Raw genomic sequence first — 25,622 nt, forward strand, 5'->3', positions numbered from 1 at the left:
CTCGCTGCCTTTGAGCCATGTCAGGGTGCCCGGACTTTTAGGCCGGCATGCCTGGCATTAGTTCGTTGCGCCGATCGACTTGTCATCGGCGCCCGTTGGGCCACCTTCGGCGCGTACATAATTGGCCTTGATGTAAGAGCTGCTCAGATTGGCGACGCGCGTCAGCATCAAGTTATCGTGTACGCCAAACATGAAGCCGGCTGCCATGGCGCCAGCGCGCTGGAAGAACTCGGGGGTCGCTACCGTCACGCCCTTGTCATCATGGATCAATACGCGCATGCGGACACCGGAGCTGCCTGCCAATGGGCCCAGCAACACGCGCTTAGCGCCGGCGGTGAACTGAATTTCCTCGACGATCGGTTCGATGATCAGCACACGGCCATTTTCCGGACCTGCATTCCACTTCGTCAGTGATTCAGCCATATCCTTATGAATATTTTCCTCAATTTTTGCCAGGGCAGCCGGGTTGCCCTTATAGCCTTGAGCGAAGACCGTAGGCTTGACCTGAATCCGGCCATACGAGGAAAACGCCTCGCTTGGCGCCGGATTGCTGGTTGCCGATGCCTTGACGCGCGTGGCGCAACCTTGCAGCATGGCCATTGCCAGCACCGCGCCAGCAAAAACTACGGTGGTCGAAATTTTCTTCATGAACGCATTCTCTTTCTTATTTAATGGCGTTGTTATCACCATTCTTGTGATTAGCTGCAATCGCAGCCGCTTTGGACTTCTTTCAGGTTTCTACTTGCTGCCTTTTAACTTGACGAAATCCCCTTTCAGGGCAACGTCAGTCATGATGGCACCGTCATGACATTCGAATTGCGTGGCGCTGGAATGCGCCACGTTTTTGTAATTGCTGACAATATGGATGACCGCATCGGCACCCAGGGCCTGCGCACGCTTTTGTAGCGCCAGCATGTCCGACAGGAAAGTCAAATTGCACGACGTTTCCGCGGACTTACCCATGCTATTCATTTTCTCGCTGACATTACCGGTACCAAGGCGGCTGGCAACAGGCGGCGTGGGCTGGTCGCCAAAAAAGAACTGGACACCATCGCCAAGGCCCTGCTGGGCATGGTTGGCGGCCAAGGCACTGGCGATCGACCGCATGTTGACTGTGTCTGCTACCTGCGCAACCAGGACAGCGATCAGCGTCGCCATCACCGTTCCTGCCATTATTTGTTTCATTCCCGCTTACTCTTCAGTAAAAAATAATAAAAACAGGTCCGCCTTACGCACCATCAAGAGCAGCATCAGGCGCGATAGCGTTTGAAAATCAGCGACGTATTGATGCCGCCAAAGGCAAAGTTGTTCGACATCACATAGTCGCAATCGATGGCCCGCCCTTCGCCGGCGATGTAATCGAGCGGCGCGCATTGCGGATCGACCTGCTGCAGATTGATGGTGGGCGCAAACCAGCCTTCGCGCATCATCTCGATACTGATCCACGCTTCCAGCGCGCCACAGGCGCCCAGGGTGTGTCCCATATAGCTTTTCAGCGAACTGATCGGAGTCTGGCCGCCAAACACCTCGAAGGTGGCTTGCGATTCCGCGATATCGCCCTGCTGCGTGCCGGTGCCATGCGCATTGATGTAGCCGATATCGGCCGGCTGCAAGCCGGCGTCGGCCAGCGCCAGCAGCATCGCCTGGCGCATGGTGGCGGCGTTCGGCTGCGTCACATGGCAGCCATCGCTGTTGGTGCCGAAGCCGACCAATTCCGCATGGATGGTGGCGCCGCGCGCCTGCGCATGCTCCAGCGCTTCGAGGATCAGGCAACCGGCGCCTTCGCCGATGACCAGGCCATCGCGGCTGGCCTCGAACGGACGCGGCGTGGTCCGGGGCGCGTCATTGCGCGTGCTGGTGGCGAACAGCGTGTCGAACACGGCCGCCTCGGTGGCGCACAGTTCCTCGGCGCCGCCGGCAATCATCGCCAGCTGCTTGCCGCTGCTGATCGCCTCGTAGGCATAGCCGATGCCCTGGCTACCCGAGGTACAGGCGCTCGAAGTGGTGATCACCCGGCCCGTGACGCCAAAGAACACGCCGATATTGACGGGCGCCGTATGCGCCATCATCTTGATGTAGGTGGTGGCGTTGATGCCCTTGGTGGTGCGCTCTTCCATCATGCGGCCAAAGTCGCCGATGGCGCTGGGCGTGCCGGCCGACGAGCCGAAGGAAATCCCCATCTCGCCGCTCTTCACCACGGGGTGCTCCGCCAGCCCTGCGTCGATCAAAGCCAGTTCGCTGGCGCGCGTGGCCATCAGCGCGATGCGGCCCATGCTGCGCACCGCCTTGCGGTTGTAGCGCTCCGTCAGGTCGAACGGTGCAGCCGGCGCGCCCAGTTGCGTGTTCAAGCCTTCGTAGCCGGCCCAGTCCTCCATGCGCACGATGGCGTTGCGGTACTCGCCCAGGCGCTGGCGGATGGCCGGCCAGTCATTGCCTATCGGGCTGATGCCGGCCATGCCGGTCACTGCGACGCGGCGGCTCATGCCAAACCTCCATTGACGGAAATGACCTGGCGCGTGATGTAGCCCGCTTCCTCGCCGACCAGGAAACTGACGGCAGCGGCCACCTCTTCCGGCGTGCCGACGCGGCGCGCCGGGATCATCTTGAGCGCTTCGTCCAGCGGCACCTCGCTGATCATGTCGGTCTCGATCAGGCCAGGCGCCACGCAGTTGACCGTGATGGCGCGCTTGGCCAGCTCCAGCGCCAGCGCCTTGGTGGCGCCGATGATGCCGGCTTTGGCGGCGCTGTAATTGACCTGCCCCCGATTGCCGATCAGGCCAGATACCGAGGCCATGGTGACGATGCGGCCCGGCTTGCGGCGCTGGACCATCGGCATCACCAGCGGATTGAGCACATTGTAAAAACCGTCGAGATTCGTCTGCAGGACGATATCCCAGTCCTCGCCCGACATGGCCGGGAAGGCATTGTCGCGCGCCACGCCCGCGTTGCACACGACGCCGTAATAGCAGCCATGTTCGGCGATATCGGCTTCCAGCGCGGCAGCCGCCGCGGCACGGTCGCCGATATCGAACTGCAGCACGCGCGCCGCGCGCCCCAGCGCGGCGATTTGCTGCGCCACCGCTTCAGCTTCGCCACGGGCGCTACGGCAATGCAGCACCACGTCAAAGCCGTCGCGCGCCAGGCGCAAGGCGATCGCCTTGCCGATGCCGCGCGACGATCCCGTCACCAATACACTTTGATTACTCATACTGCGCTCCATTCATACTCTCCTGCAGAAATTGCTTTGCATCTTCGGGCTGAAATACCGTGATCGTCGATTGCGCCAGCACCTCGCCTGCCATCTCGATGCGGCACTCGAACGCGCCCAGTCCGTTCTCGCCTTGCAAAGCCTGGTGCACATGCACCTGCAAGACGCCATCGCAGGGAAATACGGGCACTTGCGCATCGTAGCGCCGCGCTCCCAGCAAAAAACCTATCTTCACGGGCGCGCCAACCAGGCGTGCCTGGTAACCCGCATACGCGGCAATCGCCTGCGCCATGTATTCGACGCCGACCCAGCTGCCGACACCCGCCGACGGTGCGTCGTAGAACACGCTGCCCGCATGGATGGTCACCTCGGCGCACAGATTTTCAGCATCGGCCGACAGCACCCGGTCAAGCAGCACCATGGTGCCGGAATGGGGCACCAGCTCGCGGATATCTGGAAAACTCATGCTCCCCTCCCGAATAACAAAACGGCATTCGAGCCGCCAAACGCAAACGAATTACTCAAGGCCCAGTCGAGCGGACGGCCCAGGCGCGCACCGGGCAAGGCCAGGCGCAGCGGCGGCAAACTTTCATCGGGCACGCCATCCCACAGATGCGGCGGCAGCATGCCCTCGGCGTTATCGTCCTGCATGGCCAGCCAGCACAGCGCCGCCTCGATGGCGGCCGCCGCGCCCAGCGCGTGGCCGGTCAGCGGCTTGGTGGAACTGGCCATGACCTGCTCGCCGAACAGATCGGCGATCACGCGCGCTTCCATCGCATCGTTCTGGCGCGTGGCAGTGCCGTGCAAATTCACGTAATCGACCTGCGATGCGCTGATGCCAGCGCGCGCCAATGCCTGCCTGATGGCGATACGCGCACCGCCCCCTGCGGGATCGGGCGCCGACATATGATGGCCGTCGGACGATTCGCCCCAGCCGCGCAGCGCCACGGCGGCCGGTTCCGCCGTCATCAGGAACAGCGCGGCGCCCTCGCCGATATTGATGCCATCGCGCCCCGCGCCCAGGGGATTGCAGCGCTGAGCGCTGACCGAGGCCAGCGCGGAAAAGCCTGCCACCGTAAAGCCGCACAAGGTATCGACGCCACCCGTCAGCACCGCATCGACCAGGCCCATGCGGATCAGGCGCGCGGCGCTGGCCATCGCCTTGGCGGCCGAGGAACAAGCCGTCGAGTGCCCCCAGGCCGGGCCATCGATGCCCAGCTCCCGGGCCAGCATCAGCGCCGGCGAGCCCATTTCCTGCTGCGCATAATGAAAGGCTTCGGGCAAGCCCTTGCCCGCCACATGCGCGCCAATCGCCGCTTCCGTTTCGGCGATGCCCGAGGTGCTGGTGCCGATCACCACGGCCACCCGGCCGGCGCCGTACTGCGCGATCGCCTGTGCCACTGCAGGGCGGATCTGCGCCAGCGCCGCCAGCGCCAGCTGGTTGTTGCGGCTGCGCGCGCCGATCGCGTGATGCGCCACTGGCGGCAGCGGCGTAGCGACAACGCCCAGCGGCAAGCTGCGCCCTGGCGTATAACTATCGACAGGCAGCACGCCGCTATCGGCGGCGAACAGGCGCGCGCCTACCTCTTCAATGCCGCTGCCCAGCGCACAGATGATGCCGCAGGCGTTCAGATACACAGTCAGTGCTGCCATATCAAGCTCCGTCCGGCGCATTCTGTATCGTCAAACGATAGTGGTAGCGCAGGTTATCGAGCACCACCGTGCCGCTCCAGCGGGGCATGCCGCTGTAGTCGATGACCGTCACCACTTCACCATTGAGCGACAGGGTACGGCGCAAGCCCTCATCCTCGATGCGCCAGCCAGCTGGCAGCGCCTGGGCGATGGCCTCGCGCGGCCACAGGGTCAGTTGCAAATCTTCCAGCACATCATCGGCACGCACCTGCGCCGGCAGCATCAGGTGGCGCCAGGACGTCATTTCCTTGCCGTCGTAATGCAGCGACAGCACGCGCTGGCCGAACGCCAGGCCCACCAGGTCGAGGTGCGACGGCTCCACTTCCAGCGCCGCGTCGAGTTCATCGATCCGTGTTCCCCGTTCGACGCGCAGATGTTGCTGCACGCTGACCGTAGCGCCCAGCGCGGACGGCGCCAGTTTCAGCCCCAGGCGCGCCGGCGTGGAAGGCGGTGCGCTGGCGCAGCCGGCCAGTAACAGCAATAGCAACAGCGCTGGCGCCCATCGTTGACAATGTAAAAACATCAGATTTCTCCTGCGGCATCGGCCGCACTACGGTTGTCGGCTCCGGCAAAGCATGGCGACAGCAGCCACACCAGGGTCGTCCCCATCAGCATGGTCAAGCCAAACGCCTGCAAGGCGGCCGTCTTGCTCAAGGCCAGCAGTCCAAAGGACAACAGGGTATTGGCCGCCGACAGGCCCACCGCCAGCCATGGCGTGTGATTGCGGCGATCCGGGTGCTCCTGCATGAAGATGCCGTAATCGACACCCACGCCCAACAGCAGCATCAGCGCCAGCACGTGGAACAATTGCAAGGGCTGGCCCAGGTAGCCCAGCAAGGCCAGCGCCGCCACGCTGGCCAGCGCGGTCGGCGCCAGCACGCGCCAGGTGCGCCGGCGATAGCGCGGCAGCAGCAAGCCAAACACCACCAGGTAGGCGCCCAGCACCACCGCGCCCATATAGACGCGGTAGCGGCCCAGCACCGACGATATTTCAGCCACCTTGTCGACCCACTGCACCCCGGGCAAGCCATCGCCTGCCTGCGCCAGCAGCGCAATAGCGGCATACTGCATGCCCCGCAGCGCCACGATGGAAGCGTAGCCGCCCTCCACCTTGCCCAGCCATAAATGGCGCCATGGCTCGCTGGCCGGCACCTGCAGGAAGTCATCGATGGTCAGTGGTGCGCCGGCCTGCAGCAATTCTGCGCGTACTTTGCCGGCCCACGCCGGCCCTTCATCGACAGACTGCGCCAGCAGATCGAGCGCAGCGCCTGGCTGCAAAATGGCGGTATCGAGCAGCGCGCGCCGCTGGGTTTGCGCTTGTTGCGACGGCACCCAGTTCGACATCGCCTGCACGCCACTGAGGTGCTGTTGCGCGATCAGCGGCAGCAAGCGCTGTTTCAGCGCTTCTTCGCGCTGCAGCACCTGTTCGGCGCTGTCGGCGCGCACCAAGTAAAACTGCACCGGCGTGGGCGCATCGAGCAACTTGCTGAGCTTGATCTGGTCGCGTATCAGATGCGCAGGCGGCGTTTGCAGCAGGCGGATATCGTCGTTGACGCCCAGCCGCGCAATGCCCATGCCCGCAAACACAAGGAACACCACGCCGCAGACCAGCGTGGCGCGGTTGGCCCGCAATTGCGGCCAGTACGCGCGCGCCGCGCCGTAGCGTTTGACCAGCGCGCCACTTTTCAAGGTGCCGCCACCGATCAGGGCCGGGAACCAGAACACCACCGTCAGCCAGGCAAACACCAGGCCGAGTGCGGAAAACACGGCCATGTGGCGCAAGCCTGGAAACGGCGTAAGCGCCAGTCCCATGTAGCCGATCACGGCGGCCAGCAAGGTCAGCGACAGGCTGGGCAGCAAGCGGCGCAGCAAGGTGCGCGAATCGAGCGCGGGATCGGCGCCCAGGCGGTTGCACAAAAAGTAAATCCCATAGTCCTGGGCCACGCCGATCAGGCTGGCGCCAAACACCAGCGTCATCAAATGCACTTTGCCAAACAGCAGCCAGCATACGGACAAGGAGCCCAGGCAGCCTATGCCGATCGACAGCAGGATCAGTGAAATCGGCTTGACCGAACGGAAGGTCAGCCAGGTCAGCAGGATGATGCCGGCCAGCGAACCGAGGCCAATGGTCGATACTTCGCGCGCCGCCTGGCTGCTGGCGGCAGCCGCATGCAAAATCACGCCAGCGCTGATGATTTCCACCCCGGGCACGGCCTTGCGCGCAGCCGCTTCCGCCTGGGCCAGCAGCGGCAGCACGGTTTCTTGTGCGCCCAGCGAAAAGGCTGGCAGCTTCAGGGTCATCGGCAGCAAGGCGTACTGGCGTTCGCTATCGGCCACGAACAGGTGGCCGTCGCGCGGACGCACGGGAGTTTCCTGTGCCCGCTCCTGCACCCAGCCGCCAAACAGGCCAAACGGGTCATCCTGCCAGGCGCCCAGTTTCGGTCCGCCAAACGGGCTATATAACTGGCTCAGTGCCGCGTCGCGCCAGAAGGCAGAATTTTCCTGGCGCAGCTGGGCTTCCTGCGCCGCGCTCACCAGCGGCAAACGGTGCTGCTGGAACAGCGCCAGCCAGTCGTTTTGCGTCTGCTCGTCGAGCGGCGTGGAGACGAACAGGTCGGCATGGCGCGCCAGCACGGCGCTGTAGGCATCGGCCGCCCGCTTCGCATCGTCCCAGTCGGGCGCACCGACCAGTATCACCAGGCGCTGCTGCGCCGCATCGACCATATGCGTAAACGACGCCTGCAGCACCGGGTCGCGCTCCTGCACCGGCAGCAAGGCGAGGATATCGGTTTCCGGCGCAATCCGTTTGCCGATCCACAGATAGGCATTGTGCGCCAGCAGCAGCGCCACCACCAGCGCCCAGGCGATCGCCATCGCGCGGCCTGCGGTCCGTCCGCGGTTCGTCAGCACATTCAAAACAGGGCCGCCTCTTGCGCCGTGATGGCCGACGGTCCCGTTTCAATCGCCGAAAACACGATGCTGGTGCGGTCGCCGCTCGCTTCGCTGATCGTGATGTTTTTCACGAAGGCGCCACCATCGAGGCGGATGCTGCCGATCGCCTTGGCCAGCGCCGGCTGGCGCGCCTTCAGCGCCACCTGCCAGCTGGCGCCATCGATGCTGCCATCGACTTCGAACAGCGTATCGAGCTGCGCCAGGTCGCCGCCCAGCAGCGAAAACAGCACGCTGTTGATCATTTTGACCACCGGTTCCGTCTTCGCATCGAGGCGCATGGCCACCCGGTCGCCCTGGAAATGCACGATCTCGTCGCGCGTCAGGCGCAAGGTATTCGGAAATGGCTGCAGGGTGCGCCACAGCACGCCCTTGCCCGCCACCACGCAAAAGCGGCCATTCGATGCCAGCGCTTTTTTCATGCCAGCCAACTGCTTGCTCTGGTCGAAACGGCCGCACAGCTGCTGCGGCTTAGCCAGCATGGCTTCAATTTTCGCCACCGGCGCAGCCGCCTGCAGGGGCGCCATCGCCGCCAGGCAGCATGCCGCCAGCAGGGTCTTCATAGTTTTTTTCATACGCTAGTCAATCCCAACTTTTCAAACAGGATGGGCGGCGAGGTAAAACACATCTCGCCGCTGGCGATATCGACGGCCACCTGGGTCGTGCTGGCGCGGTTCAGGCGCTTGCCAGTCACGCTGTCAGTGACCAGGTACTCGATCTTCAGGCGGTCTTCCCATTCCACCAGATCGGCGCGCAAGGTCAGGCGCTGGCCAAAGGTAGCCGGCGCCACATAGCGCAGATGCATGTCGATCACTGGCCAGGCATAGCCGGAAGCCTTCATCTCCAGATAGTTGTAGCCGATGCTGTCGAGCAGCGCACAGCGCACCACTTCCAGGTATTTCACGTAACGGCCATGCCAGACGATTTCCATCGGATCGAGGTCGAAAAATTGCACCTGCATCTGCACTTCGGCATGCCAGCGGCTGGCCGCAGCAACCTTGCCGCGTACCTTATGCATGCCCGTCTCCGTACAGCGGCCAGGCCTGCCGGCGCATGCGTTCGAGCAGCACGCGCAGTTCCGGATCGAGGCGGCGGTCTTCTTCCACTGGCGCGATATCGTCGGCCAGCGCGGCCATCATCTGCGCCAGGGCCGGGTGCGGCGCCACGCCGGGATTGACTTTGCAGCGCAGCCAGACGCCCTGGCGCACGGTGATCAGCAAGGCGGCAGCCACCTGCTCGCACAATTCCAGCACGCGCAGGCAATCGCGCGCGGCGATGGTGCCCATGCTGACCTTGTCCTGGTTGTGGCATTCGGTCGAGCGCGAAAATACCGACGCAGGCATGGTCAGTTTCAGCGCTTCGGCGGTCCACGCGGACGCGCTGATCTGCAAGGCTTTCAGGCCGTGATTGATGGCCGCGCGCGGACCGGTGGCGCCCGACAGGTTGGCCGGCAAGCCCTGGTTGTAGCGGCTATCGACCAGCAAGGCCATTTGCCGGTCCAGCAAGTCGGCCAGGTTGGCGACCGTGTTCTTCATGCTGTCCATGGCAAAGGCGATATGGCCGCCGTAGAAATGGCCGCCATGCAGCACGCGTTCGCCCTCGGCATCGATGATGGGATTGTCATTGGCGCTATTGAGTTCGTTCTCGATGGACGAGCGCAGCCACGGCAAGGCGTCGGCCAGCACGCCGATCACATGCGGCGCGCAGCGGATCGAGTAACGGTCCTGCAGGCGCTTGCCGTTACGTTCCCAGGTATCGGTCGGCAAGTCTTCACGCAGCCAGGCAGCCACTTGCTGCATGCCCGGATGCGGTTTGACGGAAAACAGCGTTTCATCGAAGTGGTGCGCATTGCCATCGAGCGCAAACGAGGCCATGGCGGTGATGCGCGTCGTCAGACGGGCCAGGTATTCGGCCCGCTCATACGCCAGGCAGGCCAATGCAGTCATGACAGCGGTGCCGTTCATGATCGCCAGGCCTTCCTTCGGGCGCAGGCGCAGCGGCGTGATGCCCGCTTCGCGCAGCGCCTGCTCGGCCGGCACCTGCACGCCGTCGCGCCACACTTCGCGCTCGCCGCACAGCACCGCCGCCAGGTAGGACAGCGGCGTCAGGTCGCCACTGGCGCCGACCGAACCTTCCGATGGAATCAAGGGCAGCAGGCCGGCCTCGAGCAGGCGCGCGATCTGCGCCAGCAAATCGACGCTGACACCGGAAAAGCCCTTGCTGAGCGAAGCCAGGCGCGTGGCCATAATGGCGCGCGTCTGCGCTGGCGTAAAAAATTCGCCGAGGCCGCAGCCATGATAGGTGTACAGATGGTGCGGCAATTCAGCCACCAGTTCCGGCGGCACGGTGACGGTGCACGAGTCGCCATAGCCTGTGGTCACACCGTAGATGGTGCCGTCTTCGCGCAGCAGGCGGTCGAGGAAATCGGCGCCGCGCGTGATCGCCGCCAGGAAAACGGGATCGCTGGACAGTTCCGCGCTGGCCCGGCCATGCGCGATATCGGTAATGTCTTCGATGCGCAGGCGTTCGCGGTCGAAGCGGACGGCGCGCCGGGTATGTTTCAGGTCAGCGAGATGCATCGGGAGTATCCAGTCTTGTAGTATCGGGGAGTTGCCAAAAATCGTAGAAATTGAACCATTCAAGCGGTGCGCGCAGGCAGTGGTGCTGCAAGCGCGCCGCATAATCGGCAGCCAGTTCGGCCAGCATGGCGTCGCGCGCCTTGCGCGGCAAATGCACGGCGCTGCGCAGCAGTTCGAAGTGCACTTCCGAACACCCGCCCATGCGCATCGAAAACAGCAGATAGATGGGACATTGCAGCACGCTGGCCAGTACGTAGGGGCCGACGGGAAACGCCGCCGTCTGGCCCAGGAAAGGCGCCAGCGCCACGCGCGGCTGGGGTGAAACGGGAATCCGGTCGCCGGCGATCACCACGAACTCGCCATGCGCCACGCGCTCGGCCAGCAGCATGGCCGTGGCCGGCGTCATTTCCGTCACCTGCAGCAAATTGAGCTGGCTGTCCGGATTCAGGCGCGCCAGCATGCGGTTGAACGCCTGCGCGTGACGCGTATGCACCAGCACCGTCAGTTTCAAGCGCGCATTGCGCTGCGATAGCACGCGGCACAAGTCCAGGTTGCCCAGGTGGGAACAAATCAGCAAGGCGCCCCGCCCCTCTTCCAGGCATCGGTTGACGCCATCAGCGCCATCGGTCCCATGCAGGCGCACATTGCGCATGTCATGCAGGCCACCCCACAGCAGCATCTTGTCGAGGATGGTTTCGGCAAAGGCGGCAAAGTGCCGCATCACGCTCAGGTTGACCGGCCCGCCACAGGCGGCGATACGGCGCAGATAGGCGCGCGACACACGGCGCGCACGCGGCTTGGTCAGCACATACCAGGCCAGCACCGGATAGAGCACGATGCGGAACGGCCAGCGGCCAAAGACGCGGCAAATCCAGAACAGCACACGCATGCCGGCCACGAAGCCCACTTCGTTGAGGCCAGCCCAATGCCCGCGCTGTTGGTCCGTGCTGGCCGTCATCGCGTCTGCCAGTGACGTGCCAGCAGGCGCGGCGCGCGCCACAGCATGCCGAAAAACAGGCGTGCGTGCATGGCCGAGATCTGCACATTGTCGCGCCACAGCTGGAAATGCGAGACGCCGTCGCTCGGGTAGCCGACCCGCGTCGGCAGGTTGACCATGACCAGGCCGTCCCAGTACAGGCGCACCAGCACGTCGGTGTCGAAGTTCATGCGCTGCCCAAGCTGGCGCCGCTGCGCCAGGGCCATCAGCGGCGCCAGCGGATAAACACGGAAACCGCACATGGAGTCGCGAATCTGCAGCGACAGCGTATTGATCCATACCCAGACGTGCGTCGCATAGCGGCCGTAGTAGCGCGCCGCCGGCACCGACTCGTCATACTGCGGATAGCCGACGATGACCGCCGATGGTGCCGCCCGAGCCTGGGCCAGGAAACGCGGCACGTCATGGGTCTCGTGCTGGCCATCGGCGTCGATCTGCAGTGCATGGCTATAGCCGTGCGCCTGTGCATGGCGGCAAGCGGTCAGCACGGCGCCGCCCTTGCCCTGGTTCTGCGTATGGCGCAGCAGCGTCAGCTGGCCCGGATGCGCCGCTGCCAGCGCGTCGAGCGCCAGTGCACCGGCAGCAGCGCTGCCATCGTCGACCAGGATCAGCGGCACGCCATGGACCAGCAAGCGCGCCACCACGGCGCCGATCGCATGTTCATGGTTAAACACCGGGATGACGATACAGGGATTGAAAGCGACTTCAGTCACGGCCTGCTCCGGCGCGGCCAAAGCGCAGCAGCGAATGGCAATACCCGATACCGTCGCGCGTGGTCAGCAATTCCAGGCCAGCTGCCTGGGCCAGGCGAATATAGTCGGTGCTCTGGTAGATCTTGCTGTTCCCGCTGGCCATGGCCGTGAAGTACGGCGAGGTGTTGATCAGGCAGTAGGCGGCAATCTCGTATTGCTGGCGGTCCCAGAAGGTGTCCATGATCAGCACTTGTCCGTTCGGGCCCAGCGCCTGCACCACCCGGCGCAGGATGCTGGCGATGGTGGCCTCGCTGAAGCAGCTGAGAAATTGGCTCATCCAGATCAAATCCATGTCCGCTGGCAGCGGCGCCGCATCATCGAGCAGGTCGCAGGCATGCAAATGGGCGCGGCCGCGCACTCCGGCGGCAGTCAGGGCCTGGTCGGCCACCGCCAACTGGCGCTCCAGGTCGACCAGGTGCAGTTCCACGCCGGCGCGGTAATTTAGCGCCGCACTGGCAAACTTGCCCGTATTGGCGCCGATGTCCATGATGCGGCGCGGCGCGGTGGCGAAAACGTCGGGGAAAATCTCGGGAAAGGAGGTGTCCGAATAGTGATGGTCGAAGGCGAACCAGCTGCCCTTGGCCGGCTCCGGCAGCGCCGACATGCCCTGGTACAAAGTGGGCCAGTCGCCCAGTGCGGCCAGTCCCAGCGGCTGTTCGGCGTCCAGCGAGCGGTCAAGATCGTACAAGCCCTGGTAACAGACGTCGTGGTTGAAATCGAGGTTAATCTGCGTAATGCTGTCCGTCAGCACGCAATAACCCACCTTGTCGAGCACATATGCTCCATCACGCAGATACACGACGCCAGCCGACAGGCACGACTCCAGCGCCACCTTCAGCGCATACTCCGTCCAGCGGCCGCTGGCGGCCATCTCGGCGACGCTCAAGCCGCTGTGGCCCGTATCGGCCAGCGCCTGCAGCATGCCGCGCTTCCAGGCATAACGCACGCACTGAAAAACGACGGGACCGAAGGCGATTTTTTGCGCCTCGAAACGGGCGGCAAAGGCACTCTGGCGTTCGGGCGAGAATTTTTTATCTAACATGCGCTCACGGCTGGAAAGGTAGGGAGGAATCGCCACCGGGAACGGCAATGACGTCAGGATGAAAGTCGATGCGGCCACTGGCATGCTGGCCGGCGTCCGACAGATAGCGGAAATGCAGGCTGGCCTTGGCCGCGTCATACTCCAGCAGCAGGCGCACCGGCCGCTCCGGCAGCACGGGCTGCTGGAATTTCAGGGCATGCATGGCGCGAAAGCGCGCGGGCAGCGCCAGGTGCAGGCGCGCGAAATGCAGCGCCCACTCGACTTGCACCACGCCAGGCAGCAACGGTGCGCCCGTGAAATGGCCATCGAAATAAAACAGCGTGGCGGGCACCCGCAATTCGAGCAGCAATCGTGGCGCTTCGCCTTCGGCAGCGCACTCGAGCAGCTGCGCCTGCGGCAAGCGTGGCTTGTCCAGCAAGGCCAGCAGCAGCGACTGCGTGGTCTTGCCCTGGGCATTGATCGGCATGTGATCCAGATAGCGCCAGCGGCGCGGCAAGGCGACCGCTTCGACCTGGCCACTCAAGGCCAGTTGCAGTTGCCGGTTCAGGGCCAGCTTGCCTTGCGCCTCCAGCAGCGCGCGGCCGGCAGCGCTGCAAACGATAAAGGCAGCCACCTTCTGGCGTTCGCCAGCCGGCGCGTCGCACAGCAGCACGCGCGCCTCTGCCACCAGCGGCGTGGCCAGCAAGGCCGCCTCGATGGCGCTCAGCGAGATGCGCTTTTCTTCGATCTTGACGATACGGTCGCTGCGTCCCAGCAGCTGGAAATGTCCCTCGGCGGTTTGCCGGGCGCGGTCGGCCAGGGCCAGCCAGCCATCGTCGGCCAGATGCGCCGAACGTACGGCAAGCGCGCCATCGTCGTCCAGCAAACGCCATTGCACGCCGGGGAACGCTTGCCAGCTATCGTCCTCGGGCCGGTCGGCCATGCGCTGGCGCCATGCCACGCCGCCCGTCTCCGAACTGCCATAAATCTCGCACGGCATGCAGCCCAGCAGGCGCTGCGCCGCCAATGCACTGTCCAGTGCCAGCGGGCCGCCAGATGAAAACACGGCGCGCAGCTGGCTGCGCGCACCGGACCAGTCCAGATAGTCGGGCAGGCGTTTCAGGTGCGCCGGACTGGCGGCCAGCACGCAGGGCCCCTGCGCCAGCAAGGCAGCCAGCGGCTCCGGGAAATCCACGCTGAACGCATGCACGGCACGGCTGGCGCACAGCGGCCACAAGACCTTGAACAGCAAGCCATATATATGCTGGTGCGTCACGGTCGCCACTACCGCCGCACCGCCGGCGCGCGCGCCAAACAACTGTTCCAGCGTGGCGATCTCGCTTCCCAGCTGGGACAGCTTCTTCGGAATGGCTTGCGCCACGCCGGTGCTGCCCGAGGTGTGCACCACCAGCGCGGCGAAATCGTCATCGAGCACTGTCCACTGGCGTACACCGGAAACCTCGGCAGGCGCTGACAGCGGCGCATACGCCGCCGGGAACTGGCCCAGGAAGCCGTTGACCGACGCGGCCAGCGAGGCGCAGCTGGCCGGCAAGGTATCGGCCGTCAGCCAGATGGTCTTGCCAGCCTGCCAGGCGCCCAGCAGCGCGGCGCCAAATTCGATGCTGTCATCGAGGTACAGCGCAAAATGGCGGCCCTGCCGCCCTTCCAGCAAGCTGGCCCAGGCGTCCATGCGCGCGACAAAGTGCGCATGATCGAGCGCTGCGCCGTCGCGCCAGCCGGCCGGCATGGCGGCGGGACGGGTACACAAGGCGCGCGCGAGACTGGCCAGCGCAAGAATGGGAGTACGTGGTTCAGGCATGATGCAGACGTTTAAAACGCAAACGGACCAGGTATTCGCCACCGAATAACAGTCCCATTAAAATATAGGCGATCAGACCCGTGTACAGGGACCAGACGGCTTCACTGGCCCACAGCGCCGTGCCCAGTGCGATGCTGCCGTTGACGATGAAAAAGCCGCACCAGACTTGCGTCACGCGGCGCGTGTACTGCACGGCGGCGGGTGGAAAATCCGTTTCGCGCAGGCGCGCCAGCCGCTCCACCACGGACTGCGGCGTCCCCAGGCTGTAGCCGAAGGTCAGCAACAAGACCGCGTTGACCAGCACCGGATACAGTTTCAGCGGCAGCAGCAGGTTGCTCCACAGGGCGCAGGCGGCCAGCAGCAGGCCGGCCGCCACCGACCAGCGCGCTGCACGCTGCAACTTCAGCGCGGGCAGGCGGCAGGCAACCGCCAGCAAGAGCAGCAAGGCCAGCCAGCGTGGCTCGACCTGGCCATGACCGAACCAGATCGCCAGCGGATAGAGCACGGTCAGCAGCAGCGCGATGGCATTGAGCAGCACGCTTTATACCGCCTGCTCCGACAGCGACATCGCGTGCAGCGCCTCGACCACATCGTCGATCGTGCGGATGGTCTTGAACACTTCAGGCTGCAGGCGCTTGCCCGTCAATTGCTTCAGTTTCACCGCCAGGTCCACCGCGTCGATACTGTCGATATCGAGTTCCGCGTACAGATTCGACTGGGGCGTCAGCACTGCCGGGTCCAATTCGAACATCTCGGCCAGCAGTTGCACCACCCACGCATACAGCTCATCGCGGCTCATTTCACTCATGTCTACCATTTTGCTGCTCCCTTACTTCTTTCTGTGAGTATCAACCATCGCCGCGAGCGCCCGTACCGAGGCAAAGTGGCGGCGCGTATCGGCCGAATCAGCCGACAGGGAAATGCCATATTTCTTCTGCAGCGCCACGCCCAGCTCGAGCGCATCGATCGAATCGAGTCCCAATCCTTCCACGAACAGGGGGGCATCGGCATCGATATCAGCGGGACTGATGTCTTCCAGCTGCAGCGCCTCGATGATCAGTTCCTTCACTTCCAGTTCAAGCATGTTGTTCCTGTATCCCGCTAAAGTAATGTTGTAGATGATTGGTTAAGGTGCGCGCCGCCATCACGTCGCTGGCGCCATTCCCGGTAAATTGATCGATCGCCAGATCGTCCTGCACCGTGATCTCGAAGTGCGCGCGGCGCGCGGGCACGCGCCACCACTTTTCGCCCTTGCCCAGGGTCGAAGGCCGGCAACGTATCAGCACCGGCGTGACATCGCGGCGGCCACGCACGGCGATATTGGCAGCGCCACGTTTCAGCACGATCTCGCCGCTATACGGCGTACGCGTCCCTTCCGGGAAAATGATCAGGTTATTGCCGCGCGCCAGCGATGCCAGGCAGGCATCGACCAGTTCGGCGCCCCCCGTGTTATTGATGTAGCCGGCGGCACGCACGGGCCCGCCCGTAAACACGTTGTTCCACAAGCCGGACTTGACGATGCAATCGGCCCGTTTGACATACGCCATCAGGAAAATCGTATCGATCAGGGTCGGGTGATTGGCAAGGATCAGCAAGCCTCCCCGTTTCAGCTTGTCGATACCGCGCAAGTCATAGCGCAGCACCCCCAAAGCGCGCATCAGGCCTATGTAAAAACGAAAGCTCCAGCGTATGATGGCGCGCGCGCAGCTTGTGCGCATCTCGCGCCGCCACACCAGCAGATGCAGCAAGGGGAACACCAGTACCCGCAGCAGTACTCCGCCTATGCCAAAGGAGGCAAAGCTGAACCCCGTCGCGACGGTGCGCCAGCCCAGGGACAGTCCGTCACGCATGGGGGCCAGGCATGGCGCCAGCTTACGCAAGACGGCTCCAGCACCACTGCTGGCGATTGGCCGCATGTTCGTACGTGCGCGCTACCCCCAGCATGAAGCGCTGTAGCGCCAGGGTGGCGGGCATGGCGCGCTCCTGTGCACCTGGCGCCCCCTCATCACCCGCCAGCGCTCGCCACGACAATTCAAAACGGGCGCCCTGCTCCCGGTTATCGGCCTGCAGCAGCCAGGCAAACGCATGCGGCTGCTCGTGGCAATCCTCGAACGCCCCGAATGGCGCGGGCAAGGGACAGTCGGCAGCCAGCAGCAGCACCTGCGCCGCGCCATCGGCCAGCAGAGAGCAGGCCTCGATCACCGCCGCCTCGATACTGGCGCCGCCGGCAGCCAGGGCCAGCTGATTCGCGTGGTCTGCGCGGGCAATCGAAAACAGCGCGGCGCTGGCGTTATGCACGGCCATGCCAAACGCCGTGGGAGACAAGGGCTCGCCCTGCACCAGCGCGGACAACAGTTCGACTGCGCGGCCTACCTCGCCATGGCGCGAGCAAAATACCAGGGGAATATCGCGCTGTTCGCCCAGACAGGCATACGCCGTTTCCAGCGCCATCTTGCCAAGCTGGCCGGCGCGGCGGCGCAACAGGGGCGCCATCAGGCGTACGCCGGGTTCACCGCTGGGAGGAATGGGCGCAGGCGGCAGGGGACTTTGCGCCCATGCCTGCCACTGTTCTGGCGTCTCCAGACCGGGAGCCCAGGCAGCATGTCTGATGATGGAAAAACGGACACCGTGGGTGCGCATATGTATTTACCTGAGCTCATATAAAAGGTCGAACTCACGTCAAAACTACGCAAAAAGCCCCGCCGGCGTTCTTTTTAAATTATAAACGACGGCAATCAAAATAAACAAAACAAATATCCATGAAGCAACTTTCTTATAGAAAGTAAAAATACCAAGAATTTAGTATGCGCCGCGCTCCGTTACTATCTGTAACACTTTTTTTCATTATGTTTCAAGGAAGAAGTCATCATTTCGGCAGACGTTGCCCCAACAGGGATTTCAAGAAATGTTGCAATAAAACAACATATTCCAACCCATATGCTGTTGTTTTTAGGTAACAACCATTCCCTTCTGCGTCACTGCGACAGAGATGATTCTTTGATAATTCCCTGTTGAGGCTGGATTGAGCGCTTATGCATCATGGAAAAATATATGTTCCCGAACTTTCACGGTATGGGCAGTTATCTCCGTACCGGGATCATTTTAAGGATATTCAAGTTTTTCGATGCCGGGATAAAAAAACCCACTGTTTTGACTTTAACCTTTAAATCAATACAGTTATTTTTTGTGCAATGCTGAAAATAAGGGCCCAATCAGCAATACCAGCACCACCATGCGCGCCACGTGGAAAGCGGTGACGATGGGTACGCCCAGGTGCAGGGTCTTGGCCGTCAGCGACATCTCGGCGATGCCGCCCGGCGAAGTGGCCAGGATGGCCGTGCCGGCATGTATCTCCATCGCCTGCGACAGGCCCAGGCCGAAGGCGGTAGCCGCCAGCAGCATGGCCACGGTGCACGCGGCCACGCCAGCCAGGAAACGGGGCGCGGCGTACAAAAAATCGGGCGTAAAACGCGTGCCCAGCGCGATGCCGATGAACAGCTGGCCCGCGCGTATCATCCATTCGGGCAGGCGCGACAAGTGGATGCCAAACGCCGTCAGCAGCAGCGCCGCCAGCAGCGGCCCGATGACCCAGGCGTTGGGCAGCTTGCCCCGCTTGAAGAGTAGCGCGGCGGCCACCGTGACCAGCACCAGCAGCGCCAGCCCGCCATAGTCGACCATGGCGGCGCCGGGCACGAAATTCTCATGCCCTTCTTCCAGCCCATGGCTGCCCCAGTAACGCACGCCGAACGGTATCGTCGCCACCACCAGCATCATGCGCAGGCTGTGCGCGGCGGCGACCCGGCCCACATTGGCGCCATGGCGTTCGCTCTGCACCGCCATCTCGGAAGCGCCACCGACGGCCATGGCAAAAAAGGCGGTGGCGCGGTCCACGCCGGCCAGGCGCTGCAGCGCCAGCCCACCGAGCCAGCCCAGCGCCAATGCAACCACCACGCCAAGCACAATCCACGGCGTGTACGAAGCCAGCACGGCCAGCACGGGCGCCGTGAAATACAGGCCCAGCGCCGTACCGATGGCCCACTGCCCTGCTTCGCGCACGCGCACCGGACAAGCCAGTTCGCGCCCCGCCAGGCGCAGCGCGGCGGTGGCAAACAAGGGACCTATCATCCACGGCAACGGTGTCTGCAGCCACAGGCAGATGGCCGCACCCAGCAGGCCGGCGGCCAGCGCCGCTGCGAAGGCGCGCCAGCGCGGCCACCACACCATCTTTAAAACACCCAGAGTTTATCGGCCGGCATATGCAGCCAGTACTTGCCCGCCTCAAGCTTGTGGCGCGAATACGCGCGCAGGCTGATATTGTCGCCGCTCTCGTGCTGGAACAGGCATTCCCAGCGGTCGCCTAGGTACATGCAGGTCAGCAGCGGCAACTGCACCGAATTCTCCACCTGGGTAGCGCTGATCTTGACCTCTTCCACGCGGATCATGGTGGTCGCTTCCGTGCCCGTGCTGGCGCCGCGCGCCACGCCCTGCATGGTTGCGCCATCGACCAGCAGGCGCACCTGCTGGCCGTCGCGCTGCAGCACCTTGCCCGGCAGGCGGTTGTTACTGCCCATGAATTCCGCCGTGAACAGGGTGTCGGGCGTTTCATACATGCTTTGCGGCGTACCCTGCTGCTCGATCTTGCCGTTATTGAGCAGCAAAATGCGGTCGGAAATGGCCATCGCCTCGGCCTGGTCATGCGTCACCATCAGGGCCGACAGCCCCAGGCGCACGATCAGTTCGCGCAGGAAGGCGCGTGCTTCCTCGCGCAGCTTGGCGTCCAGGTTGGACAGCGGTTCGTCGAGCAGGATCACGGGCGGGTTGTACACCAGCGCGCGGGCGATCGCCACGCGCTGCTGCTGGCCGCCGGACAATTGATGCGGATAGCGCTCGCCCAGGTGTCCCAGGCCCAGCTGCGTCAGCACTTCCTTGACGCGCGCGGCCGTTTCCGTGCCGCCCATCTTGCGCAATTTCAGGCCGTAGGCGACGTTGTCGAAGACGGTCTTGTGCGGCCACAGCGCGTAGGACTGGAACACCAGGCCCAGGTTGCGCTGCTCGGCCGGCATCTCGAAATTTTTCGCGCCATCGAACACATTGCGTTCGCCGATTTCAATCGTGCCGCCCTTCGGGCTTTCCAGTCCGGCGACCGCGCGCAGCAAGGTGGTCTTGCCGCTGCCCGAAGGCCCCAGCAAGGCAACCACTTCGCCTTTTTTCAGATGCATCGAGACCCCTTTCAGGATCTGGTTGGCGGAGGCGCCGGTGCCGTAATCGAGATACAGCTCATTGACGGTCAATTCATTCATGGTCTTGTCTCAGTCTTTAATTTGTTATGCAGCTTAGTTGTGTAACTTAGTTGTGTAACTTCACGCCAAAGCGCAGCGCGATCCCCAGGCCGATGGCCACCAGGGTGATGTTGATGAAGGACAGCGCCGCCACCAGGTCGGTGGAACCGCCCGCCCACAGCGAGACCAGCATCGCGCCGATCACTTCCGTGCCTGGCGACAGCAGATATACGCCGGTCGAATATTCGCGCTCGAAGATCAGGAACACCATCAGCCAGGCGCCCAGCAAGCCGTACTTGATCAAGGGCAAAGTCACGTCGCGCGTCACCTGGCCGCGGCTGGCGCCGACGGCGCGCGCCGCCTCTTCCAGTTCCGGCCCCACTTGCAGCAGTGCGGTGGAAATGAGGCGCATGCCGTAGGCCATCCACACCACCGAATACGCCAGCCACAGGGCGAAAATGGTCGAACGCACTTCGCGCAGCGCCGGGATCAGATGGGCGCTCAGCCACATGGCCACGCCGTTGTCGACGCCTTTCAACATGCCGTCCAGCCAGGCCGGCACGAACAGGAACACCCACAGGAACGACAGGCCGGCCAGCAGGCCTGGCACGGCGCGCGGCACCAGCACGCTGTAGTCGAGCAGGCGCGTGATGCCGTCCTGCTTGCGGTGCATGGCCAGCGCGATAAAGCTGTAGCAGGCCACGGCCAGTGCGCCGCCGACCACGCCGATCAGGATGGTGTTGACGATGCCGCGCACCAGCGAAGGCTGTTCGAAAATATCGCGGAAATGCTGCAGGGTCAGCACGTCGGCCAGGTGCACGCCCTCGCCCCAGTACTGCACGAAGGAGCGCAGCACGATGCCCGTCAGTGGCAGGATGATCGTAAACAGCAGCCAGCCGGCCAGCAAGGCAAACGCCAGCCATTTCCAGCGGCCCAGCGGCATGGCCTTGCTGCGCGCGCCCTTGCCCTTGATCGATACATATTTATTGGCCGATTTCAGCAGCCAGCGCTGTATCATCACCAGCGGCATGGTGACCATCACCAGGCAGACGGCCACGGCGGCCATCAGGTGGTACGACGGTGTGCCCAGCTTATTGGTCAGCTTGTACAGATAGGTCGGCAGCACCAGATGGCCTTCCGGATCACCGAGCACCAGCACCAGGCCGAATACTTCAAAACCCAGGAAGAACACCAGCACGCCCGCATACGCCAGCGCCGGCATGATCATCGGCAGCGACACGTTCAGCATGACCTGGATCGGCGAGGCGCCGGCCACGCGGGCTGCCTCTTCCACGTCCGAACCCAGGCTTTTCAGGGCCGACGAGGCGTACAGGTAGACGTGCGGCACGTGCGTCAGCCCGGCGATGATGACGATGCTGGTAAACGAATAGATATTCCAGGGCACGAAGCCGAGCAGCTCCTTGGCCCAGATCGAGTAAAAGCCCACGGGCCCCATCGACACCACATAACCAAAGCCCATCACCATCGGCGAGACGAAAATCGGCACCAGCAGCATGGGCGCCACCCAGCTGCGGCCCGGCAAATCGGTGCGCACCATCAAAAAGGCCAGCATGCCGCCCAGCGGCACGGCGATCACGGTCAGGCCCAGGGCCAGCATCAGGCCATTCTTGAAGGCCATCGAAAAATCGGGATCATCGAAGATGAAACGGTAAGAGTCAAAGCCGAATTCGCGCACCGGCATGAAGAACGGTGCGGACAGAAAGCTCTGATAAAAAATAAGGAACAGCGGCAGGAAAATGGCGATGCAGGTGAGCGTCACGACGACGCCGCGCGACCAGTTCAGGCGCGACAAGAGAGAGCGTGACCGTACAGGTAACGGCAAGATGGCAGTTTGCATGATGAATCCAATGAATGAAGGGTGCGGCATCCGCGCGCAGGTGGCAGGTACTCGCTGCTACCTGCGCGCGGCTTGAGACGGCTTTACTTCTTGCCGGCCGTTTCTTTCCACTGCTTCAAGAAGGCCATGCGCTTGGCTGGCCCCAGGAATTGCAGGATGATCGGGTGCACGGGCACCGGCTTGATGTTGTCTGCGCCAATGATCTTGATCAAGTCAGCCGACGTGGTTTCGCCCTTCACGTCCGCGCGGATGGCGAACAGTTTCGAGTCATTGGCGATCACGGTCTGGCCGCGCTGCGACAGCACATAATCGAGCCACAGCTTGCCGGCGTTGACGTTTTTGGCGTTCTTGTTGATGAACTGCACGCGCGACAGGATCAGGGTGTAATCCTTCGGCAGCACCACGCCGATCGACGGGTCGGCCTTGGCGCGCACCAGCGCGTAGGAGCCCAGCACGTTGTAGCCGATCAGGTTTTCACCCGACGAGATACGCTCCATCATGGTGCCGGTCGACGATTGCACGCGCACCTTGGCCGTGCCAAACGCGTTCAGCAAGCCCAGGAACTGTGGATTTTCCTTGGCGTCCTGCGCCATGAACATGAAGCCCACGCCCGATTTTTCGATATCGTAGGTGGTGACTTTATCCTTGAACTTCGGCGTCGTGATCAGCTTGGCGAAGTCGGCATGCGTCTGCGGCACTTCCTTGGCGTCGAGCAGGCGCTTGTTGTAGACGATGGCGGCCGGCTCGAACGTGGTGCCATAGGCCATGTCGTCCCACATGGCCCAGCCTGGAATCTTGGCCGCTTCCACCGATTTGTATTTCAGCGCATAGCCGTCCGAGGCCAGGCGCATCTGCAAGTCCATCGCCGACGACCACATCACGTCGGCCGTATTGCCGCCGGCCGCCACTTCGGAAATGAAGCGGTTATACACTTCGGTCGAATTCATGTCGTTGTATTCAACCGTGATGCCGGGGTACAGGGCATTGAAATCCTTGATCAGCGGCGCCGTGGCCTTGCTGTCGGTGGCGCCGTAGATAACGACCTTGCCTTCCTTCTTGGCGGCGTCGATGATCTTCTGGTAGTCGGCAGGGTAGCCAGGAGGCACTTGCGCGAAGGCGGCGCCGGCCAGGCTGGCAAAGGCGGCGGCGAGCGCTGCCTGGAGGATGGTTTTGGTTTGCATGGTAAAGGTCTCCGTCTGTAAAAGTTTTTTATGGCTGCTGCTTGCTATGCCGTTCAGCGAACCAGGCCCAGTTCGCTGGCTCGTTTGGTGTAGTCGTCGACCGCTTTTTTTACGTAGCTGGTCAGTTGCGGCCCCGTCAGGGCGAAGGGAAACAAGCCTGCCTTGGCCCGCAGGCTGGCAAATTCCGGCGTGGCCATCATGCGGTCAAACGTGGCCACCCAGCGCCGATAGTCGGCGTCCGGCACTTGCGGTCCCATCCACACGCCGCGAATGATCGGCCAGACCACGTCGACGCCCTGCTCGCGCGCCGTCGGCACGCCGGCCAGCACGCCAGGCAGGCGCTGCTCGGCCAGCACGGCCAGCACGCGTGCATGCTGGCCATCCGCGTTCAGGGTCGCTTCGGAGGTATCGCCCGACACCACCTGCACATGATTGGCCTGCATCGCCGTAAACACTTCGCCGCCGCCTTCGAGTGCGACGAAGCGCAGCACCTTGGGATCGATGCCGGCCTGGCGCGCCACCAGCGCCATCTTCAGCCAGTCCTGGCTGCCGATGGTGCCGGACACGCCGATCAGCACCTTGTCCGGATGCTGGCGCAGCGCTTCGATCAGGTCGGCCAATGTCTTGTAGGGTGAATCGCTGCGCACGGCGATCATGCCGTAGTCGGTGCCCAATGCCGCCACCCAGCGCACGTCGCCGGCCCTGGCGTTGCCGAACTTGCCCTGCGCCAGGTTGAGCAGCGAGCCGCCCGAAAACGCCACCAGGGTGTCGGCCTCGGCCCGGCGGCGCTGCGACGCCATCGAATGCCAGGCGACGGCGCCGATACCACCAGGCAGGTAGCTGATGTGCATGGGCCGTGACTGGCTCTCCTGCAGCGCCAGCCCTTTTTTCGCCAGCTTGCAGGTCAGGTCCATGGCGCCGCCCGGCTTGGACGGCACCACGCATTCGACTGGCGCCGAGGCAGTGGCAGCACCGCTTTCCGCCGCCAGGGCAAGCGGCGGCAGAAAGGCCAACACCAGGAAAAGAGTGCGCAACATGGCCATGGATCAGAAGCGGTGCTGGATGCCAGTCATCACGCCGCGCTGCGTGCTGCCGAAACCTGGCTCGTCGCGCGACAGGCCGACCAGCTGGTTGTTCTTGGCCTTGGCATAAGCACCCACCACATACAGGTCGGTGCGCTTGGACAGCGCATAGCGCACGCGCGCCACGTACATGATCGGGTCGGCGTCCGTACCGGCCGGCACGTTCTTCACGTCCTGGTAGTAGATGGCGCCGGTCAGGGTAACGGCCGGCGCGGTCAGGTAGCTGACGCCACCCCAGTAGATGGTGCCGCGCACATCGGGCTTGCCGGTGGCGGCCGGATCAAGCTTGTAATCGCGCGCCACGGCTTGTACCTTCCATGCGCCTTCGCTATACATCGCACCCAGGTGATAGGCGGTGGTCTTGTCACGCTCGCCGTTGGCGATCGTATTGCCGTTGACCCGTTCATAGGTAGCCAGCAGGCTGACCGGACCGGCCTTGTAGGTCACGCCGCCAGAAAACTTGGCGCTGTCCTTGGCGCCGGTCGACTGTTCGCCGAAACCGTACGAGGCGCCGTACTTGAAGTCGCCGCTGCTGCCCGAATACTTGACCATATTGTCAAAGGCCGTGGTCATGCCATATTTGCTGGGACCGGTGGCGTTGCCCGAGGTTGCCCACGAGTAATTAGGCGCGTAGGCCAGTGGATCGAACGGCAGCACGAAGTCGTACACGGTGGTAAACGAGCGGCCCAGCACCAGGCGGCCATAGCTGCCTTCCAGGCCCACATAAGCCTGGCGCTTGAACAGCGCGCCGTCGGACGCGCCCGTGTCCATCAGGATGCCGCCTTCCAGGTTGAAGACGGCTTTCAGGCCGCCGCCCAGGTCTTCGCTGCCGCGCAAACCCCAGCGCGAGGTATTCATGCCGCCCGAACTGACGCGGCTGACCGAACCTTTCGATGGCGAGGCATTGCTGATGTTGTCGATACCGACATCGAGCAAACCGTAGACGCTGACGTTGGACTGGGCTTGCGCGCCACCGGCAGCGGCGGCGAGAACGGCCATGGCGGCCAGAGAGAGTGCGGTTTGTTTCATGGAGTGTCCCCTGTTTTTAGATATAGTTATGAGTGATATGCCTGATCACTTCTGTGAATCAGGAGCACACTATATGAGAACCATCCTTTCAATTGGCTTTCAGAGTGAAAGCTGTCGTCAGGCAGCCACAAGCGGCCGAAACTTATTCGGCATGGATGCTATCGGCGATGCAACGG

General features: G+C 63.2%; 26 protein-coding genes. All 26 read right to left on the reverse strand.

The genetic code is table 11. The features are described 5' to 3' along the window. Positions 1-57: 57 nt before the first annotated feature. The 26 genes from ACL9RI_RS10260 to ACL9RI_RS10385 all read right to left on the reverse strand — a co-directional run bounded on the left by ACL9RI_RS10260 (position 58) and on the right by ACL9RI_RS10385 (position 25,446). Positions 58-648 (reverse strand): hypothetical protein, encoded by a 591-nt coding sequence (locus ACL9RI_RS10260; RefSeq protein WP_422726457.1) that lies wholly within the window; start codon positions 646-648, stop codon positions 58-60. Between the two features lie 90 nt (positions 649-738). Further along, on the reverse strand, positions 739-1,158 hold the full coding sequence (locus ACL9RI_RS10265) for an excinuclease ATPase subunit (protein ID WP_422726458.1): 420 nt from the start codon (positions 1,156-1,158) through the stop codon (positions 739-741). 92 nt (positions 1,159-1,250) lie between these two features. Beyond that, positions 1,251-2,483 (reverse strand): beta-ketoacyl-ACP synthase, encoded by a 1,233-nt coding sequence (locus ACL9RI_RS10270; RefSeq protein ID WP_422726459.1) that lies wholly within the window; start codon positions 2,481-2,483, stop codon positions 1,251-1,253. Beyond that, positions 2,480-3,208 carry a 3-oxoacyl-ACP reductase FabG gene (fabG, locus tag ACL9RI_RS10275; protein ID WP_422726460.1) on the reverse strand — a complete coding sequence of 243 codons (729 nt, stop codon included), beginning with the start codon at positions 3,206-3,208 and terminating at the stop codon, positions 2,480-2,482. The genes ACL9RI_RS10270 and fabG overlap by 4 nt, the downstream gene beginning before the upstream one ends. Continuing rightward, the gene (locus tag ACL9RI_RS10280) at positions 3,201-3,674 is read right to left on the reverse strand and encodes a 3-hydroxylacyl-ACP dehydratase (RefSeq protein WP_422726461.1); all 474 of its coding nucleotides are present in this window, start codon (positions 3,672-3,674) and stop codon (positions 3,201-3,203) included. The genes fabG and ACL9RI_RS10280 overlap by 8 nt, the downstream gene beginning before the upstream one ends. Then, a complete protein-coding gene (locus ACL9RI_RS10285; RefSeq protein WP_422726462.1) occupies positions 3,671-4,861 on the reverse strand; it encodes a beta-ketoacyl-ACP synthase in 1,191 nt (396 codons plus the stop codon). Before ACL9RI_RS10285 ends, ACL9RI_RS10280 begins: the two co-directional genes overlap by 4 nt. A 1-nt stretch (position 4,862) precedes the next feature. Next, entirely contained in the window at positions 4,863-5,423 is a 561-nt protein-coding gene (locus ACL9RI_RS10290) for a DUF3261 domain-containing protein (protein WP_422726463.1), read from the reverse strand. Continuing rightward, positions 5,423-7,774: an MMPL family transporter gene (locus ACL9RI_RS10295; RefSeq protein ID WP_422726464.1), complete on the reverse strand. Its 2,352-nt coding sequence runs from the start codon at positions 7,772-7,774 to the stop codon at positions 5,423-5,425. Before ACL9RI_RS10295 ends, ACL9RI_RS10290 begins: the two co-directional genes overlap by 1 nt. A 38-nt stretch (positions 7,775-7,812) precedes the next feature. Continuing rightward, a complete protein-coding gene (locus ACL9RI_RS10300) occupies positions 7,813-8,424 on the reverse strand; it encodes an outer membrane lipoprotein carrier protein LolA (protein ID WP_422726465.1) in 612 nt (203 codons plus the stop codon). Further along, positions 8,421-8,867 (reverse strand): acyl-CoA thioesterase, encoded by a 447-nt coding sequence (locus ACL9RI_RS10305; protein ID WP_422726466.1) that lies wholly within the window; start codon positions 8,865-8,867, stop codon positions 8,421-8,423. Before ACL9RI_RS10305 ends, ACL9RI_RS10300 begins: the two co-directional genes overlap by 4 nt. Further along, positions 8,860-10,428, reverse strand: a complete 1,569-nt coding sequence (locus tag ACL9RI_RS10310) for an HAL/PAL/TAL family ammonia-lyase (protein ID WP_422726467.1) — start codon at positions 10,426-10,428, stop codon at positions 8,860-8,862. The genes ACL9RI_RS10305 and ACL9RI_RS10310 overlap by 8 nt, the downstream gene beginning before the upstream one ends. After that, complete coding sequence (locus ACL9RI_RS10315; RefSeq protein ID WP_422726468.1) at positions 10,415-11,386, reverse strand: acyltransferase; 972 nt, start codon at positions 11,384-11,386, stop codon at positions 10,415-10,417. The genes ACL9RI_RS10310 and ACL9RI_RS10315 overlap by 14 nt, the downstream gene beginning before the upstream one ends. Next, a complete protein-coding gene (locus tag ACL9RI_RS10320) occupies positions 11,383-12,138 on the reverse strand; it encodes a glycosyltransferase family 2 protein (protein WP_422726469.1) in 756 nt (251 codons plus the stop codon). The genes ACL9RI_RS10315 and ACL9RI_RS10320 overlap by 4 nt, the downstream gene beginning before the upstream one ends. After that, the gene (locus ACL9RI_RS10325; protein WP_422726470.1) at positions 12,131-13,219 is read right to left on the reverse strand and encodes a class I SAM-dependent methyltransferase; all 1,089 of its coding nucleotides are present in this window, start codon (positions 13,217-13,219) and stop codon (positions 12,131-12,133) included. Before ACL9RI_RS10325 ends, ACL9RI_RS10320 begins: the two co-directional genes overlap by 8 nt. 4 nt (positions 13,220-13,223) lie before the next feature. Next, positions 13,224-15,017, reverse strand: coding sequence for an AMP-binding protein (locus ACL9RI_RS10330; RefSeq protein ID WP_422726471.1), 1,794 nt, complete (start codon positions 15,015-15,017; stop codon positions 13,224-13,226). Then, positions 15,010-15,555 (reverse strand): hypothetical protein, encoded by a 546-nt coding sequence (locus tag ACL9RI_RS10335; RefSeq protein WP_422726472.1) that lies wholly within the window; start codon positions 15,553-15,555, stop codon positions 15,010-15,012. The genes ACL9RI_RS10330 and ACL9RI_RS10335 overlap by 8 nt, the downstream gene beginning before the upstream one ends. Positions 15,556-15,558: 3 nt before the next feature. Next, positions 15,559-15,816, reverse strand: a complete 258-nt coding sequence (locus ACL9RI_RS10340) for an acyl carrier protein (RefSeq protein WP_422726527.1) — start codon at positions 15,814-15,816, stop codon at positions 15,559-15,561. A 30-nt stretch (positions 15,817-15,846) separates the two neighbouring features. Continuing rightward, positions 15,847-16,101, reverse strand: coding sequence for a phosphopantetheine-binding protein (locus ACL9RI_RS10345; RefSeq protein WP_183740574.1), 255 nt, complete (start codon positions 16,099-16,101; stop codon positions 15,847-15,849). Next, positions 16,094-16,867, reverse strand: coding sequence for a lysophospholipid acyltransferase family protein (locus ACL9RI_RS10350; protein ID WP_422726528.1), 774 nt, complete (start codon positions 16,865-16,867; stop codon positions 16,094-16,096). The genes ACL9RI_RS10345 and ACL9RI_RS10350 overlap by 8 nt, the downstream gene beginning before the upstream one ends. Positions 16,868-16,889: 22 nt before the next feature. Then, complete coding sequence (locus ACL9RI_RS10355) at positions 16,890-17,657, reverse strand: beta-ketoacyl synthase chain length factor (protein WP_422726473.1); 768 nt, start codon at positions 17,655-17,657, stop codon at positions 16,890-16,892. A gap of 537 nt (positions 17,658-18,194) precedes the next feature. After that, a complete protein-coding gene (locus ACL9RI_RS10360) occupies positions 18,195-19,241 on the reverse strand; it encodes an AbrB family transcriptional regulator (RefSeq protein ID WP_422726474.1) in 1,047 nt (348 codons plus the stop codon). A 2-nt stretch (positions 19,242-19,243) separates the two neighbouring features. Beyond that, positions 19,244-20,317 (reverse strand): ABC transporter ATP-binding protein, encoded by a 1,074-nt coding sequence (locus tag ACL9RI_RS10365; protein ID WP_422726475.1) that lies wholly within the window; start codon positions 20,315-20,317, stop codon positions 19,244-19,246. 46 nt (positions 20,318-20,363) lie between these two features. Continuing rightward, positions 20,364-22,154 carry an ABC transporter permease gene (locus tag ACL9RI_RS10370; RefSeq protein WP_422726476.1) on the reverse strand — a complete coding sequence of 597 codons (1,791 nt, stop codon included), beginning with the start codon at positions 22,152-22,154 and terminating at the stop codon, positions 20,364-20,366. Positions 22,155-22,237: 83 nt separating this feature from the next. Continuing rightward, positions 22,238-23,335 (reverse strand): ABC transporter substrate-binding protein, encoded by a 1,098-nt coding sequence (locus ACL9RI_RS10375; RefSeq protein ID WP_422726477.1) that lies wholly within the window; start codon positions 23,333-23,335, stop codon positions 22,238-22,240. 53 nt (positions 23,336-23,388) lie between these two features. After that, the gene (locus tag ACL9RI_RS10380) at positions 23,389-24,378 is read right to left on the reverse strand and encodes a Bug family tripartite tricarboxylate transporter substrate binding protein (protein ID WP_422726478.1); all 990 of its coding nucleotides are present in this window, start codon (positions 24,376-24,378) and stop codon (positions 23,389-23,391) included. 3 nt (positions 24,379-24,381) lie between these two features. Then, positions 24,382-25,446, reverse strand: coding sequence for a porin (locus tag ACL9RI_RS10385; RefSeq protein ID WP_422726479.1), 1,065 nt, complete (start codon positions 25,444-25,446; stop codon positions 24,382-24,384). Positions 25,447-25,622 lie beyond the last annotated feature (176 nt).

This window comes from Janthinobacterium sp. Mn2066 (genome assembly GCF_049319705.1).
Classification (GTDB): Bacteria; Pseudomonadota; Gammaproteobacteria; order Burkholderiales; family Burkholderiaceae_D; genus Janthinobacterium.